General features: G+C 64.5%; 17 protein-coding genes. 7 read left to right on the top strand and 10 right to left on the bottom strand.

Annotated features, from left to right (window positions below):
• Positions 1 to 96: 96 nt before the first annotated feature.
• The 7 genes from F2Q65_RS01005 to F2Q65_RS00975 all read right to left on the bottom strand — a co-directional run bounded on the left by F2Q65_RS01005 (position 97) and on the right by F2Q65_RS00975 (position 7,927).
• Entirely contained in the window at positions 97 to 750 is a 654-nt protein-coding gene (locus F2Q65_RS01005; protein ID WP_150089499.1) for a tail fiber domain-containing protein, read from the bottom strand.
• A 177-nt stretch (positions 751 to 927) separates the two neighbouring features.
• Positions 928 to 3,810 carry a sulfotransferase gene (locus tag F2Q65_RS01000; RefSeq protein WP_150089497.1) on the bottom strand — a complete coding sequence of 961 codons (2,883 nt, stop codon included), beginning with the start codon at positions 3,808 to 3,810 and terminating at the stop codon, positions 928 to 930.
• On the bottom strand, positions 3,803 to 5,602 hold the full coding sequence (locus F2Q65_RS00995; RefSeq protein WP_150089495.1) for a sulfotransferase family protein: 1,800 nt from the start codon (positions 5,600 to 5,602) through the stop codon (positions 3,803 to 3,805). The genes F2Q65_RS01000 and F2Q65_RS00995 overlap by 8 nt, the downstream gene beginning before the upstream one ends.
• 441 nt (positions 5,603 to 6,043) lie before the next feature.
• A complete protein-coding gene (locus tag F2Q65_RS00990) occupies positions 6,044 to 6,454 on the bottom strand; it encodes an IS66 family transposase (RefSeq protein WP_170265430.1) in 411 nt (136 codons plus the stop codon).
• Between the two features lie 61 nt (positions 6,455 to 6,515).
• Positions 6,516 to 6,950 (bottom strand): hypothetical protein, encoded by a 435-nt coding sequence (locus F2Q65_RS00985; protein ID WP_150089491.1) that lies wholly within the window; start codon positions 6,948 to 6,950, stop codon positions 6,516 to 6,518.
• Positions 6,951 to 7,203: 253 nt separating this feature from the next.
• Positions 7,204 to 7,596 carry a hypothetical protein gene (locus tag F2Q65_RS00980; protein ID WP_150089489.1) on the bottom strand — a complete coding sequence of 131 codons (393 nt, stop codon included), beginning with the start codon at positions 7,594 to 7,596 and terminating at the stop codon, positions 7,204 to 7,206.
• A gap of 19 nt (positions 7,597 to 7,615) precedes the next feature.
• Positions 7,616 to 7,927 carry a hypothetical protein gene (locus tag F2Q65_RS00975; protein ID WP_150089487.1) on the bottom strand — a complete coding sequence of 104 codons (312 nt, stop codon included), beginning with the start codon at positions 7,925 to 7,927 and terminating at the stop codon, positions 7,616 to 7,618.
• Between the two features lie 435 nt (positions 7,928 to 8,362).
• On the opposite strand from F2Q65_RS00975, the gene F2Q65_RS00970 reads away from it, so the two are divergent.
• Positions 8,363 to 10,426, top strand: a complete 2,064-nt coding sequence (locus F2Q65_RS00970) for a S8 family peptidase (protein ID WP_170265429.1) — start codon at positions 8,363 to 8,365, stop codon at positions 10,424 to 10,426.
• Positions 10,427 to 10,531: 105 nt separating this feature from the next.
• Here F2Q65_RS00970 and F2Q65_RS00965 read toward each other — a convergent pair whose 3' ends face one another.
• Positions 10,532 to 11,512, bottom strand: a complete 981-nt coding sequence (locus F2Q65_RS00965; RefSeq protein WP_150089483.1) for an RpnC/YadD family protein — start codon at positions 11,510 to 11,512, stop codon at positions 10,532 to 10,534.
• Between the two features lie 236 nt (positions 11,513 to 11,748).
• On the opposite strand from F2Q65_RS00965, the gene rimI reads away from it, so the two are divergent.
• The 6 genes from rimI to F2Q65_RS00935 all read left to right on the top strand — a co-directional run bounded on the left by rimI (position 11,749) and on the right by F2Q65_RS00935 (position 15,983).
• Positions 11,749 to 12,192, top strand: coding sequence for a ribosomal protein S18-alanine N-acetyltransferase (rimI, locus tag F2Q65_RS00960; RefSeq protein WP_246155811.1), 444 nt, complete (start codon positions 11,749 to 11,751; stop codon positions 12,190 to 12,192).
• A gap of 109 nt (positions 12,193 to 12,301) precedes the next feature.
• Positions 12,302 to 13,414 carry a bifunctional 3,4-dihydroxy-2-butanone-4-phosphate synthase/GTP cyclohydrolase II gene (gene ribBA / locus F2Q65_RS00955; RefSeq protein ID WP_150089479.1) on the top strand — a complete coding sequence of 371 codons (1,113 nt, stop codon included), beginning with the start codon at positions 12,302 to 12,304 and terminating at the stop codon, positions 13,412 to 13,414.
• Positions 13,415 to 13,482: 68 nt separating this feature from the next.
• A complete protein-coding gene (gene ribH / locus F2Q65_RS00950) occupies positions 13,483 to 13,950 on the top strand; it encodes a 6,7-dimethyl-8-ribityllumazine synthase (protein ID WP_150089477.1) in 468 nt (155 codons plus the stop codon).
• A 16-nt stretch (positions 13,951 to 13,966) separates the two neighbouring features.
• Positions 13,967 to 14,461 carry a transcription antitermination factor NusB gene (gene nusB, locus F2Q65_RS00945; protein WP_150089475.1) on the top strand — a complete coding sequence of 165 codons (495 nt, stop codon included), beginning with the start codon at positions 13,967 to 13,969 and terminating at the stop codon, positions 14,459 to 14,461.
• Positions 14,462 to 14,482: 21 nt separating this feature from the next.
• Positions 14,483 to 15,448 (top strand): thiamine-phosphate kinase, encoded by a 966-nt coding sequence (thiL, locus tag F2Q65_RS00940; protein WP_150089473.1) that lies wholly within the window; start codon positions 14,483 to 14,485, stop codon positions 15,446 to 15,448.
• A gap of 16 nt (positions 15,449 to 15,464) precedes the next feature.
• Positions 15,465 to 15,983, top strand: a complete 519-nt coding sequence (locus tag F2Q65_RS00935) for a phosphatidylglycerophosphatase A family protein (RefSeq protein WP_150089471.1) — start codon at positions 15,465 to 15,467, stop codon at positions 15,981 to 15,983.
• A gap of 10 nt (positions 15,984 to 15,993) precedes the next feature.
• Here F2Q65_RS00935 and F2Q65_RS00930 read toward each other — a convergent pair whose 3' ends face one another.
• Positions 15,994 to 16,512 (bottom strand): hypothetical protein, encoded by a 519-nt coding sequence (locus F2Q65_RS00930; protein ID WP_150089469.1) that lies wholly within the window; start codon positions 16,510 to 16,512, stop codon positions 15,994 to 15,996.
• Between the two features lie 22 nt (positions 16,513 to 16,534).
• Complete coding sequence (locus tag F2Q65_RS19355) at positions 16,535 to 17,074, bottom strand: hypothetical protein (RefSeq protein WP_170265428.1); 540 nt, start codon at positions 17,072 to 17,074, stop codon at positions 16,535 to 16,537.
• Between the last annotated feature and the right edge of the window lie 33 nt (positions 17,075 to 17,107).

The raw sequence follows: 17,107 nt of genomic DNA, 5'->3' as shown, positions 1-17,107 counted from the left end.
CAAATTTCGCCGGTCATGGTGCCTATAGGTTTCGCCGATGCCTCAGCGACTGATCGCTTTCATCTGTGTTGTCAAAGCCTGAACCTGGTGCTCAAGCTATTCGATACGCTGGTCACGCTGTTTCAGCTCGTGGACTAAGCCCTGAATGGCAGCAAGGGCAATGCCGTTGCTGTCAGCAACCGAAATGCTCTGACTCGGGCCGTCGAGTTGGAAGACTTCAGCAAAGTCTTCAGCCATGGGGCCGATATGTACACGATTAGAATCGTCGCTTTTGAAGCGCCACTGAGTGATGGGCAAAGAAGCGACTCTATCGAGAACTTTGCTTGTGTCTATAGTCTCAAAATCCGTCTTCATTTCTCGCGAGGAACTAAAAAGAATATTACTCGCTTTTACGCTTCCAAATACTTCAAGGGTGGGGATTCCTCCAGCATCATCCTTGGCAGAAACCTCTAGCTCGGGTCCACCTGTGCCTTGCTTGGAAATCCGGAACACATTTGTCTTGCCAAACCCATCTTCAGCAACAACTGAATAGGCCCATGCATTGTCTATACTTTGCTCCAAACGCATTTTCAGTTCCCCTGTTGTCCCGCCAACGATGTGGAGCTGTTCTTGCGGAGTATCCGTCCCAATACCAACGCTGCCGGATTCATCAATATAAAGTGCGTCCTGAGCAAAGGTAGGTGCATTTGATAACGCGAGCAGGATGGATGCAAAGGTTGCATTTCGCAAGGTCTTTTCAAGTGGGTACATTTTGATCTCCAATTTCTATCAGGAATACGACACATCGTTTTGCGTAACTAAGGAATCACCAGTCCCTCGAAGGAGACCCATGTTCCTTACTTTTTCTGATCTATTGGACCAGGGGACAAGATTTCAGTCTCTTTATGCTGTGCAGTTAAGTCACCACTTGGGTTGGGAACGCAAGACCTATTTCACATCGCCTTCATGGCAGAACGCACGCCAAGGCTTTACGTCTACCTTCCAGTCTGTCTCGAGCTGATCCAGGCCAGCACCATAGAGCTTGCACAGCGCTGAGCGCAGGCTGGGGCGCACCGAGGCACTGGTTCCGAAGTTGCCGCCGAACACTGGCTGCCGCAGTCTTTCCGTTGGTAAACACTCGAAGTGTTCCGCATCGATGGCCAGGTGCTCAGCGACGCGTCTCAGCAAGCGTTTGGGATCGTGGCGCAGTTCGTCGAACGTAAGTAGCAGCATTGTACTAGTATTAAAATGCTGTGTCCAAAGCGACAACGTGCGCAGGTAATCGCTGCGCAGCCGCGAGCCATGTGAGTGGAGCACTTCGAGAAACCAGGCGTCGGAGGCCTCCTCAAGCGTCATTGACGCCTTGTCGAGGGCCATCAACGCGGCAGACCAGGCCCGCTCCATAGGATTACGCAAAATGAAGATCAGCTTCAGCGCAGGCAAAAGCGCCGCGACGCGCGCAACGGTCTCCGGCTGTAGCACAGCATAGGCCGGCGTGATATCGCCCATCCGGACATCGGGCCTTGCCGGGTGCGTGAACTGTTCTAAATACCAAGTGCTTGGCTCGCTGCGCCGGCCCGACTCCAGCAGATCCCAGTAATGCACCTCCTTGCCGGCGGGAAACGCTATCTGTGGATGTCGCGACAGGTGCTGATAGAGCCAGGTCGTGCCGGCCTTTTGCGCGCCGATGCCGAGAAAATCTGGTCCGGACGTCGTCCGTGTCCGTGACGGTGTCGGCGGCACCTGCGAGACCGCAGCGCGTCTTGCGATCCTGGGGCTTGGCGTCGCTCCTGCGTCCGCCGACAGGGCCGCATGCAGCTCCGCCGTCAGTCGATCACAGTGAAATCGCTGGCGGCAGTGCTCGGCCGCCGCCTGACCGAGGGCGCCGCGCCAGGTCGGTGCCTGCAACAGCAATTCCAGCTTCTGCCGCCAATCCTCCGGGGATGCGGCCAGCAGGCCATTGCGTCCTGGCTGAATCAACGCGCGATAGGTCGGATTGTCGACGGCGATGCTGGGCACCCCAAGCAGCGCCGCCTCGAAGTACTTCAGTGGGCTCTTGCCGTCGCAAAAGCGGCTGCGCTCCAGCGGAATCAGGTTGATGTCAAAGCGCGCGAGCTCCGCGCCCAGGTTGATGTGCGGCACCAGAGGCCGGCGTTCCAGTTGGCCCTTGGGCAGGGCATCGAGTGCCAGGTCCAATGTGCCGACAACGCACAGCCGCGCCTGCGGATGGCGCGATAAGACATCCCGTAGCACGGGCACTAAGGGGGCGAAGTCGGCATCGTGGGTCGCGGTCCCGCTGGCATAGCCGATGCGCACTGGCGTATCTTCAGCAAGACGGCTGTCATCGGTGTCTGGCAGCCGCCAACAGCCCCCGGCGAGGGCCAGATTCTCCGGGCTGAAGCCGTTGGGCACCAGGATCACCCGCTGGCAGACGCGACGCGCATGCCGCGCCAGCGTCTCTGTCGGCACCAGCATGAAATCCACCCGTCGCGCGGTCTCTTCCAGGGCGGCGACGAGCGTCTGCCAGAACGGCAGTTGCGACGGCTCCAGTGCGTTGACGAAGCTGATGTCTCCGGCGGCCAGCACCTCGCCATCGAAGACAAGATCATCGATATCGAAGCCAATCTGCGCACCGGCGCTGCGGGCCAGCGCGCAGAGCTGCTCGGCCGTGTCGCTCCAGGGCAGCCGGTGCAGGATCAGCGTGCTCGGGCGATGTCCCCCGTCCAGCGCCTGCAGCGCCTCCGTAGGGGGCAGCCAGGCCGCCCGCAGCCCCAGTCGATTGAGCGCGTCCACCGGATTCCTGACCCGATAGATATGGCTGCGGCTGCTCGGATTGGGGCTGACGAAGAGGTAGCCCAGCGTGTGCGCCTCGCCACCGGTCGCGGGCCAGGGAATCGGCTGGGGATGCGCGCCGAAGAGCGTCTTGCGCAGCCCCTCACAGGCGGCACGAATGCAGCGCGACTGGTCCGCGACAGGCGGTGGCCAGGGTCCCGGCGGCACCCGTACCTCGAGCGCCGCCGCGTCCGGACTCGCCAATCTCGCGTCCGGCATCGTGTTCGGTGGCGCGGCGAACCGGGTATATTCCGCCTGCAGAAAGGCCTGCCAGCCGATGTCGCGCCGCGCCGACGGCACATCGTCCGCGGCATGGCGGGCGGGTCTTGGCTCCGGGGGCGCATCCGCTGGTCCGACGGGACGGGGGAGGGGAGCCAGAAACTGCTGCAACGCCAGCCACTGACCCGCGGGGTCCTGCTGCACCAGCGCGTAGTCAAGCGCCAGCGTAGGCAAGCCCGCGGCGTTCAGCATCGCCTCGTGGTTGTGGCGCCACCAAAGCAGATCGCTGTGCAGGGCGTCTTCGATCCCGGCGCCGCCCATGACCGGGTGCCGGGTGCGCCGCCAGAGTGAGCGGTACACGTCATCCGGGCTGCGCACCACGCGCACCACCCGCACGCGCCTCGCCGTCGCCTCCAGCGCATCACGCCAGAGTGGCAAGAGGCGGCAAAGCCGCGGATCCTTCAGCAACAGCGTCTTCTGCCGCTGCGCCTGTCGGCCCAGCCAGTCGCCGATGGCGCCGCGCGCCTGCTCGGCGGCCTCGCCCTCAAAGGCGCCGGCGGGCAGGCCGCCGGGATCCTGCCAGTAACTGCCGATGGCGCGCAAAAAGGCCGTGTGCAGGGCCATCACCGGCTCCGGCTCGAAATAGCCGCCGGGATTGTCTTCTCGATGCGCCGGCAACACCGCGTCGGGCAGCGCAAAACCCAAGGCATGCACGAGTCCGGCGACCCGCGAGGTGCCGGAGCGATGCATGCCGAGTACGATGACCAGCTCGTCAAGCATCGGTCTTGGCGGCCGCGTACGCCTCTGCGGTGCCTATGAAGCGACGTGCCGTCGACGGCATGCGACCCAGGTACACCGGATCGACGCCGTCGGTCGGCTGCCACTCATGGCCGCGAATGGCCCGGTATTCGGCCTGATATCGCGGCCAGGGGTGTTCCGCGGCGGGCGCATTGCTGGCAACGCCGCCATGGATCTGATGGAAGCTGCCCTCCCCGAGCAGGCACACCGGCTGTATCCCGGCGATCGCCAAGGTGCGCGCAAACAGATCGTGATTGGCCAGCCCGCCCCCAGGGCTCGCGAAGCGCTCATCGAAGCCGCCCAGGGCGTGGAAGGTCGCGGTGCGCATGGCAAAGCAGTTGCTCTCGGCGGGCATGCCGAAAAAGCCATCTTCGCTTGAGCCGGCGAGGGTGGAGATCTCGAACAGCCGATAGCCGTCGGCACGCCAGTCCGCCTCGCGCAGTAGCCGGTCTTCCACCGTCTGGTCATACCCCTCGAGCATGGAACGGTTTTGCAGATCCGGACCCAGATGCCAGCCAAGCGTGTAGACCAGGGGATCGGCAAACAACAGGCTGGCGCGCCGCAACCAGCCCAGCAGGCCGGGGCTCAGGATGCGCGCCCCGTCGATATTGAGCATGAGCATAGGGCTCACAACCTCCGCGGCGGCTGCGTTGATCGCCGCCACGGGTGAGACCGCGTCGGTATCGACAAAACGGTACTCGATCTCAGCATCGAACTGTTGCGCAAGCCCCGCTGGCAGCGGCTCGCGCGAGCCGTGATCGAGTACCAGCACCCGGTAGCGCAAGCCGTCCAACGCCCGTTGGTAGGCCCGACTCAGCGAGTACAGGGTGCGCGGCGCCTCGCGCATCATATCGTGCATGACGACGATGGCCGTCAGCTCCGGCTCGCCGCGATCGGCCTGTTGCCTTGGGATCGGTGTCTGTGCCGCCTGGATCGGCTTTTCGTCCGACACCGCCGCTGCGATGGTCTCCGCCGGGCGCAAGGCCGTCGCTGCATCAGGCGCAGGCCGCGTCCCGGCCCCTCGGCTGCCGTCCGCCACCGACGGGTAGCACTGCAGAAACGGATACTGCGCCATGCGCCCCTCGATGAACCGCAGCGTCTCGGTGTCCCAGTCGATCTCGGCCGCGCGGCGCCGTGGCGACGCATACATCAGCCCGCGGCAGGCCTCGATGAAGTCCGGCGGTACCGTCAGCTCCAGGTGGGCCAGCAAGGCCGTCAGGGTCTGCTCCGGCGCGTTGATCAGGTGCTCGTGGTGCACATCCAGCCAGTGCTCCGGATGCCGTGCACGCAGCGCACTGGCGGCGTCGCAATGCATAAAGTACCAGCGCGCGCGATCGAGCAACGGTGCGCCGCTGCGCGCATGCATGGCGGCAATGGCATCGAACGGATTGCGGATGCTGTGCACTAGCCGCACCGGGCAACCGAGCAGCTGCCCCAGATGCGCCAGCAGATCGGGCTTGCCGTGCAGCATCAGCAGCGCCGGGTTCCAGATCTTGTCGCCCAGCACCCGCACGGCGGAGGGGGCCTTTTCCGAGCCTTCGATGCCGTATTGGTAGCCGGCCGACGGCCGTCCGGCGTCGCGCTGCCGCGCGGCGTTCTCCAACAGCTCCGCGCACAGGGCCTCGCGATCATAGCCGTGCCAGAATTGCTCGGAGGCCTGGCTCTCATTGGCGCAGGCGACCGCTGGGTGACGGTCCAGCAGCGCCCCGATCAGGGTCGAGCCGCTTCGCGCGTTGCCGATAACGAGGCAAAGACTGCTTAATGGATCGTGCATGGGCGAGCGTTAAGCCGGTTATGACCAACTATAGCTAGATGGCTAAACTTTGGCTTTGGGAGGGTGAGGGAATCCGACGGTGACAATGTATTCAGCTCTAGTGAGTGTCCGCTCGAGCGCGTGTCCTAATCTTGGTCTCGATAATAACCTGCGCACAGTGAATTTCATGACTGCAAAGATCGTTATCCAGAGCGTGGGTGTTCCTTGCGAACGACCCGAATGACTTGGGAGATGGTTTGGTAATGGTAATACCAATCGATCTCGGGTTGCTCAATAAACACCAGAAAATTGACCGTGCAGCACGTGATCCAGTTGCAGCCAAACTAGGTCGGCTGCCAACGAAATGGTGATTAAGGCGGGTAGGCCTCTGATTTGCGGATGCAAGCTTCCTAAGAGCAACCGCCTTTGCACGAGTGCTTTATCAAATACACGATCCTTCGACTACATGCTGCGCACCAAGACACCGAAGCGGCGGGCCTCCTTGTCGTAACTCTCGATCAGGCCCTGGGCCTTGCGCAGCAGATGCGCCCAGCAGCAGCGCAGGCGCTTCGGGTAGTCGCGGTAGGAGAACCATCTATCGCTCATCAGCCACCCTTGAAAGCCGGCCAACAGGGACGTGACGGTGACCTTGCCGCGCCCGGCGACGACATAGACGGTGGTCGTGGTGGTGAGAAACACCCACAGGCGCTGGTCGCGTTGTGGCCAGGAGGTCTCATCGGCATGCAGCAGGCCACCGACGCCCTGTGCCGCGACTTCGGCACAGAGCTCGGCGATCAGCTCCGCCTCGGCGGGCGCGACGATCGCCCTCGTCTGGTGCAGCGTCTGATGCAGGGTGCCGATACTGACCTGCACCCCGAACCATCTCGTGCAGGAGTTCCTGCATGCGCGCCCGCGAGAGGCGTAAACGCAGGTTCTAGACCACAATGAAGCCTGCCAGCCCCGGACCGACCAGACGCCATTCACCCAGGGCGAGGCCTTCCAGCGTCTCTTCGACCGCGCCCTGCGCCGGCTGCGCTCGGGTGCTGTGGCCACAGCCGCAGGTCACCTCGAGGTAGCGATGGTCCACCACCTCCAGTTGCAGACCCGGCACGCTCGGGTCGCCCCGACGCAGATCGATCGACTGGAATCCGGTGTAAACCGTCCCCGGCACCCTCGGCTGTTTGCCGGACTTGCGTTTGGCCCGACAGCTCGGCGGGCGCGAGCTGTTGCCAGGGTGCTGCTGTAGGCGCTCGCGCCCTTCCTTCAGATCGGCCAGCAATGTCACCGACAACCGACGCAGCGTCGCCTCCAGCAATCCCTGCAGGTGGCCTTCGTCGAGTTGCTGCAGATCGTGCTGGCTGAGCTTCATGTCCGGCGGCGAAGGAGCGGTTGCGTCATCAGGACGCCCAGGCTGCTATGCAGCTATGTTCGCACATCGACTGCAAGCTGTCTTCCCGGTCGCTGATACCGCAGCAATTCCCGCTCGCCGCCGCCTGATCGCGCCCGGACGGTCGGCAGCGCTCGGCACTGGGTTGAGGACACAACTAACCCCTGCACTGTGAGTGGCGCTGTGTTGGTTGGCTGTGTTTTCCCCCTCATGAATTCCCCTCGAGCACGTTCGCTCACGGCGCTGCCCTACGAGGTGTTGTCGACGAGCGGGAGCTGAGGCGGGTGATGATCGAACGGTAGAGCGTCTCCCAGTCGGGGATCAGGCAAAGATCGAAGCGGCTGCGCAGTTTCTGCCGCAGCTGCTCGCGAAACCGGCTGTCGCTCGGTGCGCGCGCGACCCAGTAGAGGGACTTGAGGTTGGCGCGGGTGGTGGTCTCCTGGCGGCAGTCGTGATCGAACTGCAGCAACGAGGGGTACTTCAGCCCAAACAGCGCCAGAGCCGATATCAGGTGGTCGACCAGCGCGATGTCGTGCCCGGGCGCATCGGGCAGCGTCGCAAACACGCCGCGCGCGGTGCGCAGCAGTCTCTCGGCGCTCAGCGCCTTGCGGCCAGACGGTGTCCTCATCGCAACCTGCCTTGCAACCTCAAGTTTGCGCAGCAGTATACTGAATCGGCGTCAAAAGTTTACGAAGACCTTTTTTCTCGCTCAGCCTAAGCCACTGTTTCAGATAGGAATGTTTTTTCGGTGGGAATTGCTGCTCCCAGTGCTCCAGCGTGGACAGCGGCGCTGCCGTGTCGTCGAGGAGCTCTGCTGTCGAGTCTGGCGTGACAGGGACCTGGGCCGCGCCCTGGTTCAAGGCGGCCAACGGGGCCAGCAGCGCGGCGGTAAACAGCAGTGCCGGGCGCGAGTGGCGTCCGCTACGGGTCGCCGAAGGGGAGGGTGACTTGCGCGACATCGACATTCTTCCGCCCGGGCGGACGCCCAGCTATGTTGACGTGACTGGAAAGTATACGCGCCATGCATGTGTATGGCAAATTTACCGGCGCTGTCTGTGCTTCGGTATATCGACATGCGGCGGGTCAAAATTGCGCAAAATTAAAAAACAAACATAGCATTAATGTCACTTCCTGAAGCCTTCACGCAGACTAATCGTTTTCGTGTAAAGTCTTCGTGAGGCATGTCCCGGGTCGGCATTGAACCGTGTAATATTGGATTTATCCGTCTATTTTTTCAGGGAAAGTTGGGTTTTTTTCACAGCCGTTTCCGCGCGATGGTGCAATACTTGACTGTGAGGGTGGCGTTTTAGCGCATCGCGGTTCGCGATTCGGGCGCCGGCGCTTGCGGAGGACGTACTGTGCGACGGGTCATGAGGGGCTTTAGCGGGGTTGCCATGCATGGGACCGGTCCGGGTCGCGGCATCGGTCGGCGATTGGCGCTGGTGGTGCTTGCCTGTGTGCTTGCGGCGTTTCCGCTCGCCGCCTCGGCGCTGGAGATTGTTCGGGCGGACTCTGCTGCGGGCGGTGGCGGCGCGCTGGGCCTGCCCTTCAGCGCCCGGCAAGCCCCAGCGCGCGGGCGGCTGCAACTGGGCCTGGATGTGCTTTCGCGGGAATTCCAGGACTATCAGCAGGCGGTGGCGACCAAGCGGGTGGCGCCGGGCGGCTTCGTGTCACAGCGAACGCTGGCGCGCGTAGTGGAGGAGAGCGTCGTGATCGATGCCGTTGCGGCCGCCGATGCGGAGTCGCTCGCCCTGGATATCGAGGCCCTGGGCGGTGAGGTCTACGCCATTGCCGGCCGTCTGGTGTCCGCCCGCATCCCGCTGGCGCGTCTGGCGGAACTGGAGTTTCAGCCTGGGCTGCGCCTTGCGCGACCCGCCCTGGCGCTGACGCAGACCGGTTCGGTCAGCAGTCAGGGCGACGCGGCGCAGTATTCCGATACCGCACGGGCCGACTTTGGCGTTGATGGCAGCGGCGAGACCGTTGGCGTGCTATCGGACAGCTTTAATTGCCTGGGGGGGTATGCGGGCGATCAGCTGAGCGGTGATCTACCCGGCGATGTCGCCATCCTCTCCGACATCACCAGCGGTTGCAGCGACGAGGGCCGGGCCATGGCGCAGATCGTGCACGACGTTGCGCCGGGGGCGGCCCTTGCCTTTCATACCGCCTGGAACGGCCAGGCGGACTTTGCCCAGGGCATTCTGGACCTGGCCGACGCGGGTGCCACGGTGATCGTGGATGACGTGATCTACTTTGCGGAGCCCATGTTCCAGGACGGGGTGATTGCCCAGGCGGCGGACCAGGTGGCGGCGAACGGGGTGGCGTACTTTTCATCGGCGGGCAACAGCGCGCGGCAGTCCTACGAGGCGCCGTTCAGGCCCAGCGGGCAATATGTCAATCTCGGCTGGGGCGACCAGGAGTTGCATGATTTCGATCCCGGGGCCGGCGTCGCACCCTGGCAGCGGCTGGTGACCACCGGTGGCACCTTCATTCTGCAATGGGATCAGCCCTTCTCTTCCGTGAGTGGCGGCAGCGGATCGGCAGCCGACGTGGATTTCTGCGTGTCCTCAACCGCCAGTGCAAGCGGCCTGTTGGGATGCAGCTACAGCGACAACATCGGCGGGGATCCCATCGAGGGGTTTTCGTTGGGCAGTGGCACCTACTACCTCGCGATTCCGCACTATGCCGGGCCGTTTCCGGGCGTGTTGAAATACGTCTGGTTCGGCAGCGTGTCGAGTCTGGAGTACGACACGGACAGCCCGACCAGCTACGGGCATGCGAATGCGGCGGGGGCGAACGCGGTGGGGGCCTCGGCATATTTTCTGACGCCGGAGTTCGGCGAGAATCCACCGGTGCTGAACTACTTCTCGTCCGCGGGCGGGATTCCCATCCTGTTCGACACCAGTGGCAATCCGGTGGATGAGCAGCGCCAGAAGCCCGAGTTCACCGCGCCGGATGGGGGCAACAACACCTTCTTTGGCGGTGATTATGAGCGTGACGGCTGGCCGAATTTCTTCGGCACCTCGGCCGCGGCGCCACACGCTGCGGGGGTTGCCGCGCTGATGCTGGAGGCAACCCCGAGCCTGACGCCAGTCTGGATAACCGTTCTGTTGCAGCAGATGGCGATCGACATCGAGCAGCAGGGTGTCGGCGGGTTCGGCGGTGCGCTCAGATCGGTGGGTACGGGCTTCGATGCGGACAGCGGCGCCGGCCTCATCGATGCGGGGTATTCGCTGGTGGCGGGTTCCTGTACGCAGAACGACAGAACGATCACCGGGGATCTGACCGGGTTCCAGGTCCGAACTGCCTGCCGAACGCTGACCACCGACTCATCGGTGGTCGTGCAGACAGGGGCGGAGGCCAGCCTCTATGCCGGGGAACGGATCACGCTGCAGCCCGGGTTTCAAGTGAAGTCGGGCGCGCGCCTGCGGGCGGTGATCAATCCGACGTTGGTGCCCTAGTCGGGACGCCTTGTGAGACGCTGATGTAGTGGCCTCCCTGATTCGATCCAAGCCGACAATCGGCATGCGATTTGAAAGCGCGGTTTGCGTACCGCTCAATTTCCTCTAGTGAAAGATGGTTTCCGGGGTCTCGGCGCTCAGAATGCGGATCGACCACTGCAGCAACTGCTCGGGTTCGGCGGCCGTGATGCGCTCGCGGTAAGCGTCGGCGGTGTCTGGCCCGAATTTTTCTTGTAGCAGCGTCAGCAACATCATGGCTTCGCCCTGCTTGACGCCCTGCTTGACGCCCTGCTTGAGACCCTTCTCGATCCCCGCTTGCTCAACCGTGGTGACATAGGGCATACGCTGTTGCTCCTCGTAGGCATAGAGTTCTTGGCGAAAGTCTGCTTCCAGTCCTGCAGGCAGACGAATCATCCAGTCGATGAGCCGAAACAGCTCCAGGATCAGCGCGCGCTCGTAGCCGCGCTCGTACATCAGGCGGATCAGGCGGAATTTCCAACCCTTGAGCGTTTCGCCATCGTCGGTAACTTTGGCCCGGATCTGCGCCATCACCACCAGGGCGAAGACGTTGTCGCTGGCTTCCAACTCGGCCCAGCGCTGTGGCTCGGCGGAATCGAGCAGTTTCACCATGGGAAAGCGGAAGTCAACTCGGCAGTCCCAGAGCGCTGCGCTGTAATGTTGGGGGCGAAAGCCATGATCCGTATCGGCGAGCACGGCCAGACTGGCCACGGGCACCTGATAGCGGTCGCGGATCTTGTAGTGGTAGGTGTACATCCGCTCAGCAAAGGCCGCTTCCGGCTCGCCTTGTACCTCCACATGGATCAGCACCCAGGCCGCCGTGCCATCGCACAGGGTGACGCCGACCAGCTTGTCGGCATAGCGCCGGGTGGTCTTGGCCTCGCGCACGATCTGCTGGAATTCCTTGTCAAGGAATTGAATCTCCTTGGACCAGTCGATCCCGGCATGGACGCGGGGGAACAGCAGCGCGAGAAACTCTGGGAAGAAGCGCTCCAAGGCCTCCTTCCAGGGGCTGTCGTAGTCGCTCTTGGCTGATCCGGATGAGGATCGGGTAGGGGTGCTGACCATGCGAGGAGTGTAGCCGGTTTCGCATCGGGTGTCGGCGTCACCGAACAACCGCGGCCTGTTCCGCAGAACGCAGTGCGCATGGACCAAGGCAAAAGCAAGATCTGAACCCCACTTCTGTAACCGACCACGGGCGGCACCCGCGGCACTGACGACCATTGCCAGCGACAGCTTCGTGGTTTCCAATAAGGCGCATGGAAGCCGCTGTCACCCGCGAACCCGCTGTAATGTTGCGTCCGATGCAGCAAGCCGACCTGCCGGCGGTACTGGCGGTGGAGCAGATGGCCTACAGCGCGCCCTGGAGCGAGGGGGTCTTTCGCGATTGCCTGCGGGTGCGTTATTGCTGCCTGGTGGCGGAGCGCGTTAGGGCGGATGGCGTGGTGGCCCACGGCATCATGTCGGTGGCGGCGGGGGAGTGTCATGTGCTGAATCTGTGCGTGCACCCGGCCTTTCAGGGGCGGGGCATCGGTCGGCTGCTGCTGCGACGGCTGCTGGCGCTGGCGCGCCGGCAGGATGCGGATACGGCCTTTCTCGAGGTGCGGGCGTCCAACCGGACCGCCATCGATCTGTACCGGCGGGAGGGGTTCGACGAGATCGGTGTGCGCAAGGGCTACTATCCGGCCGCAAACGAGGCGCCCAGTGCAGGACGCGAGGACGCGCTGGCCATGGCGCGGGCGCTGTGACCGACAAGCGGACGGGCGCCGGCGGTATCGCCCAGATCTGCCGCTATGGTACATTGTCTGGCTGATTCACGAGCCTCGCGGCTCAGAAACGCCAGACACTGCACTGCCCATGTCGCTGAATTCCACCGAAGAGATCATCGCCGATCTGCGCGCCGGTCGCATGGTCGTCATCATGGACGACGAGGATCGCGAGAACGAAGGCGACCTGCTGATGGCAGCCGATTGCGTGACGCCGGAGGCCATCAACTTCATGGCCACCCACGGCCGCGGGCTGATCTGCCTGACCCTGACCAAGGCGCGGTGCGAGCGGCTGCACCTGCCGCTGATGGTCAATGGCAACAACGCACCGCATTCCACCGCCTTCACCGTCTCCATCGAGGCCGCTGCCGGCGTCACCACCGGCATCTCCGCGGCGGACCGGGCCCGCACCGTGCAGGCGGCGGTGGCCCCGGACGCGAAATCCACCGATCTGGTGCAGCCCGGCCATGTGTTTCCGCTAATGGCCCAGCCCGGCGGCGTGCTGGTGCGGGCCGGCCATACCGAGGCCGGCTGCGACCTGGCGCGGCTGGCGGGGTTCGAGCCAGCCTCGGTGATCGTCGAGATCCTGAACGAAGACGGCACCATGGCGCGCCGCCCCGATCTGGAGAAGTTTGCTGCCGAACATGGTCTGAAGATCGGTACCATCGCCGACCTGATCCATTACCGGGTGGCGCACGAGAAGGCCGTGGTGCGCGAGCACCGGTGCGAGCTGCCGACCGAATTCGGCACCTTCCAGCTGTCCGCCTACCGCGACACCATCGACGGCGACGTGCACCTGGCACTGGTCATGGGCAGCGTCAGCCCGGAGCGGCCGGTGCGGGTGCGGGTGCATCTGCAGAATGCCATCTGCGACCTGTTCGGCACCCAGCATCCCGCCTGCGGCTGGCCGCTGCGCGATGTCATGCAGCAGATCGCGGAGGAAGGCGAGGGGGTGATCGTGGTGCTGCGCAACCGCGACGAGGCCGGCGATCTGCTGGCCAAGCTCGGCGAGATCTGCGAAAGCCGCCCGGAGGACCGGCCGCCGCCGCTGCGCACCGATCGCAACGAATTGCGCACCTACGGCATCGGCGCCCAGATCCTGGCCGACCTGGGGGTGCGCAAGATGCGCGTGATGAGCGCTCCCAAGTCGATGCACGGCATCTCCGGTTTCGACCTCGAGGTGGTCGAATACCTGGGACGCTGAGCCTGACCCGAACATTCTACGAACATTCTCCGAGCATTCGCCTCCGGAACACGCGACGGTAAGCAACGATGATCAAGAGCCTCGAGGGCGCCCTGCGCGCCGATAATGCCCGGTTCTGCCTGGTGGTCTCGCGCTGGAACAGTTTTGTGGTGGAGAGCCTGGAAAAGGGCGCCATCGACGCCCTCAGGCGGCACGGCGCCGCGGAGGACGACATCGTGGTGGTGCGTGTCCCCGGCGCCTTCGAGATGCCACTGGCCATCGAGCGTCTGGCGGCCAAGGGCGATTACGACGCCATCATCGCCCTGGGCGCGGTGATCCGCGGCGGCACCCCGCACTTCGAATATGTCGCCGGCGAATGCGTCAAGGGCATGGCCCAGGTCAGCCTGGCGCGCGGCATCCCGGTGGCCTTCGGCGTACTGACGGTAGACAGCATCGAGCAGGCCATCGAGCGCGCCGGCACCAAGGCTGGCAACAAGGGCGCCGAGGCGGCCATGTCGGCGCTGGAGATGGTCGACCTGCTGCGGCAGATCGGCTGAGGCGCCGGCACAGACCATGAGTGGCAGCCGCTCCGAGGCCCGACGCTACGCCGTATTGGCGCTTTATCAATGGCAGGTCAGCGGCCAGGCGCCGGCGGAGATCGGCCGGCAGTTCTTCGATGACCCGGCCTGGATCGAGGCCGTCGCCGAGGGCCTGATCGAGGACGCGACGCTGGACGCCAGACGCCGCAAGGGCAGGGCCGGCTACGACGCCCAGTTGTTCGACCGTCTGCTGTGCGGCGTCTCCGAGCACGCCGACGAGATCGACGACGCCCTGCGGCCGCTGCTGGATCGGGCGCTGAAGAGCATCGACCCGGTGGAGCGCGCCATCCTGCGGGTGGGGGCGTACGAGTTGCTGTTCAGCCCGGAACTGCCGGTGGCGGTGGTGATCAACGAGGCCGTCAATCTGGCCAAGGTGTTCGGCGCCGAGCAGGGTCATCGCTATGTCAACGGCGTGCTCGACAAACTGGCGCGCCAGGTCCGACGCGAGGAACTGGCCGCGCGACGCTGACGCCGGGCCGAGGCTTGATCTATGTCCGAGTTCGATCTGATCCGCAAGCATCTGACCGGTATTGGCGCCAGGCGCGACGATGTGGTTGTCGACCTGGGCGACGACTGCGCCGTGCTGCGCGTTCCCCATGGTCGGGAACTGGCCGTCAGCATCGACACCCTGGTGGCCGGGGTGCATTTTCTGCCAGACTGCGATGCCGAGTCCCTGGGCTGGAAGTCCCTGGCCGTGGGCCTGAGCGACCTGGCGGCCACAGGGGCCGAACCCGCCTGGGCCACGCTGGCGCTGACCTTGCCGGCGGCGGATGAGGCCTGGCTGGCGGCGTTCTGCCGCGGCTTTGCCGAACTGGCCGCGGCGCAGGATGTCCGCCTGGTCGGCGGCGATCTGACACGGGGACCCCTGACCATCTCGGTACAGGTGCATGGCTTCGTGCCCGCGGGGCATGCGCTGCGTCGCGCCGGCGCCCGGCCTGGGGACCTGGTCTGTGTCAGCGGCGCCCTGGGCGACGCCGGCCTGGCCTTGCGGCATCTGCAGCGCGGCGAGCCGCTGGACGACTACCTGCGCCGGCGCCTGGAGCGCCCGGTGCCGCGGGTGGAACTCGGAGAACTGCTGCGGGGGCTCGCGTCCGCGGCCATCGATCTCTCCGACGGTCTGGTGGCGGACCTTGGCCACATCCTCGCGGCCAGCGGCTGCGCTGCCTGGGTGGAACTCGACCGGCTGCCGCTGGCGGATCAGGTGGCCGGTGTCGTGGCGGGCCAGGCTGCAGGCGGCGCCGACTGGGGCCTGCCGCTGGCATCCGGCGACGACTACGAGCTGTGTTTTACGCTGCCGCCGGAGCATGCGGCTGAGCTGTCGGTGCTGGCGGCCGCGGCACGCTGCCCGATCACGCGCATCGGCGAGGTGGTGCCCGGCAGCGGGTTGCGCCTGCTTACCAGCGACGGTCACCCGTGGGCAGGCACGGTGGCCGGTTACGATCATTTTCACGGCTGATACACAAGGAGTCCCCATGAATCAATCGTCCACATCCACGCGCCCCGGCGGGTTCCAGCCGGGCAACATCCGTCACTGGCTGGCCTATGGCTTCGGCGCCGGCCTGTCACCGCAGGCGCCGGGCACCGTTGGCACGCTGGTGGCGGTGCCGATCTATCTGCTGCTGTCGCAGTTGCCGCTGCTGCTCTATCTGTTGGTGCTGGCGGTGATGATCGGCGTCGGTGTCTGGGCCTGCACCGAGACCGCGCGGGAGATCGGCAGCGATGATCCGCCGGCCATTGTCTGGGACGAGGTGGTGGGCTTCCTGGTGGCCATGATGGCAGCGCCGGCGGGCTGGGTCTGGGTCATCACGGGCTTTTTGCTGTTCCGGCTGTTCGACATCTACAAGCCCTGGCCGGTCAGCGCTGCCGATGGCGGTGCCCGGGGCGGGGTCGGCATCATGCTGGACGACATCATTGCCGGCCTGATGTCCTTTGCGGTGCTGCAGTGCCTGGCGATGATCGTCGAGTCGTCCCTGCGCGGCACCGTGCACTGAGCCGATCCCGTCATGGGACGGGGCGGGCCATCTGCCCCACGTCCTGTCCCATCTGCGACACTTTCTGATTCAACGCCCGGAAGCGCAAGGCCATGGCGGCGACGCTGTGGTTGATGCTTTCGGTGCGTTCTTCCATCGACGTCAGGCTGCCGCTCATGGTGGCCATGTCGGTGTCGAGCCGCCCCACCTCGCCCTCCAGGGCAATCATCTGCTCCGTGAGCACCGGCATCAGGCGGATCTGCTGCTCCATGCTGTGCATATGCTGACGGATGTCGGACATGCGCTCGGACACGGTGGCCAGATGGCCGTACATCTGGTTCATGTTGCCGATGATGCTGCGGATCTCCATGGTCAGCTGGCTGACGAACCACAGGTTGGCCAGGGCCAGCAGGCCGATCAGGCCGAAGAACAGGCGCGGGGCCAGGGCCTTGCGTCCGGCCTGCTTGTGCCGGCGCACCTGGGCGGTGAGGCCGGTCTCGGTCTCTTTCAGGATGTCGAGAATGCGTTCCATCTGCGCCTGGTCAAGCATGGTGTGGCTCCGCGGCCGCAGGTCAGCGGAAGGGGTTCATCTGGTTGAACATGCGCATGGGCCGGGACATGTGGTGCATGTCCTGCATCATGCGCAGGATGTGGGCGTCCATGACCGTCAGCGACAGGCTCAGGTCGTCCACCTGGGCGGTCATCAGGCCCAGGGTGGCGTTCATGTCCTGCACGCGGCCGGTCATGTTGCCGACGTTGTCCCCCATGCTGCCGACGTGGCCCTGCATGCCGTCGACCTGGGCGACGATGGCTGACAGGCTGGCGACGTCGTCGGTCATGTTCGACAGGCTGCGCCGGATGCTGAACATGTCGTCGGCGATGTCGCCGAAGTGCCGGTTCATGGTGGCCACGGCGGCGCGCAGCTCCGGTGCCTGCACGGACAGGACCACCACCAGCAATGAGATGGACAGCACGACGGCGAACAGGTCGAACAAGGCCAGCGTCGAGAGCTGGGACACGCGCCGGTCGGTCAGCGCCTGTCGCTCGCCCAGGAGTTGCACCACGCGGTGCAGGCGGTCGATCACCTCGTCCAGATGGTCATCGGTTGACATGAGCGTAATCTGGTCATCAGTTGGTCAGCTGGT

This window comes from Thiohalocapsa marina, from assembly GCF_008632335.1.
GTDB lineage: Bacteria > Pseudomonadota > Gammaproteobacteria > Chromatiales > Chromatiaceae > Thiohalocapsa > Thiohalocapsa marina.
This window is presented reverse-complemented; position numbering and strand designations above follow the sequence as displayed.